The sequence below is a fragment of the Rhodococcus sp. C3V genome (assembly GCF_029269915.1).
In the GTDB taxonomy this organism is placed as follows: Bacteria; Actinomycetota; Actinomycetes; order Mycobacteriales; family Mycobacteriaceae; genus Rhodococcus_F; species Rhodococcus_F qingshengii.
Map to the genome: position 1 here is coordinate 1 of NZ_JARJBE010000049.1, position 1,405 is coordinate 1,405.

General features: G+C 62.4%; 1 protein-coding gene. It reads right to left on the reverse strand.

The window, feature by feature from the left end; genetic code table 11:
• Nucleotides 1-1,352, reverse strand: a 1,352-nt coding sequence (locus tag P3G66_RS31720) for an HNH endonuclease signature motif containing protein (RefSeq protein ID WP_276117876.1), incomplete at its 3' end; no start/stop codon positions are given.
• Nucleotides 1,353-1,405: the final 53 nt, after the last annotated feature.

Consider the following 1,405-nt stretch of genomic DNA (forward strand, 5'->3'; position numbering starts at 1 on the left):
GTGGTGGAGCGGCGGGGTTTCCGGTCGGGGTCGATGCCCGGTGGTGGGATGAACCAGGGCAGGTGATCGGTGCCCATTCGGATTTCCCATTGTCCGGTGAATCCGGGTTTTCGGTGCATCAGGGTGTGGTGGGTTCGGCAGAGCAGGACCAGGTTGTCCATGACGGTTGGTCCTCCTTTGGCCCAGTGTTTGATGTGGTGGGCGTCGGTCCAGGCGGGGACGCAGTCGCAGCCGGGGAAGGCGCACCCTTTGTCGCGGGCGATCAGGGCGGTGCGTTGTGCTGCGGTGACAAGCCTTTTGAGTGGGGTGACATCGAGTGGGGCACCGTTTCCGTCGAGGAGGACGCTGGAGAGCATGCAGTCACAGGCGATCATGCGGGTGCGGCCGACGCTCAGTGGTCCCATCCAGGGCATGTGGCCGACATCGAGATCTTGTTTGTCGAGATCGTGAAAGTCGAGATCGAGCATGCCGGGATCGTCGTCCTCGGACGGGGCAGGTGTTGAGCCATCACCCGTTGTGGCGCATTCACGTTGGTAGGCCAGGTCTTTGGCGTTGATGTGCACGTTCAGGTGTGGGCGTTGGCCGCCGTCGATGCCGGTGGCAGCGTTGTCGAGGTAGCGTCGGATGAGTTCTGCCATGGCGTCTGCGTTGCGTGTGGCGGCGGGTCGTTTGTCGGGTGTGCCGTCTTCGGCGGGGGTGGGCATGGAGAGGTTGGAGAGGGCGGAGAGAAGCATTTCGCCGGTCACTCCGTCGAAATCGCCTCGGACGGCGACTCTTCCGTTGAGGGTGGGGGAGATGCGCAGTTCGTTGCGGTCGGTGTCTTCGCTTGGTGGTGGGTCGTCGGATTCGAACATGTGCTCGAGGACGCTGATGGCGTAGCGCAGTTTGACGGTGGTTGCTTCGGTTCCGGATGCTGCGGCGAGGAGTGTGTCGCGGCAGTACGGTAGTGCGGCGTCGGGCATTGCCTTGGGTGGGGATTCGCAGAACGCCACGATCAGTGCTGCGTGCTCGAAAGTGAGGTCACCGGCATCGAATTGGTCTTCGATCTCGGGAAACGACCGTAGCGCTTTGCCCAGGGCTGCGATTCTTCTGCCGGCGGAGATCTGCAGCATGGTGTGGTTCGCGAGCCATTGTCCGGTGCCGCGGTAGCAGAGTACTTGTTCGTCCGGGTTCAACGTCAGGGTGTCGACAGCGGCCACTCGAATGGCTTCCAGGCGAAGGATTTCCGCTGACGCGGTGATGGCGATCTCGCGGACGTCGCTGGGGTGAAGCCGCCACAATCGTCCGCGCACACCCACGGCGGAGTTGTTGACCACGTCGGTGACGGCATCGTCGGTGATGTTGATCGTCATGAGAACCCCCCGTTCCACCTCCCATCATACTCGAACATACTTTCGAGTCAAGG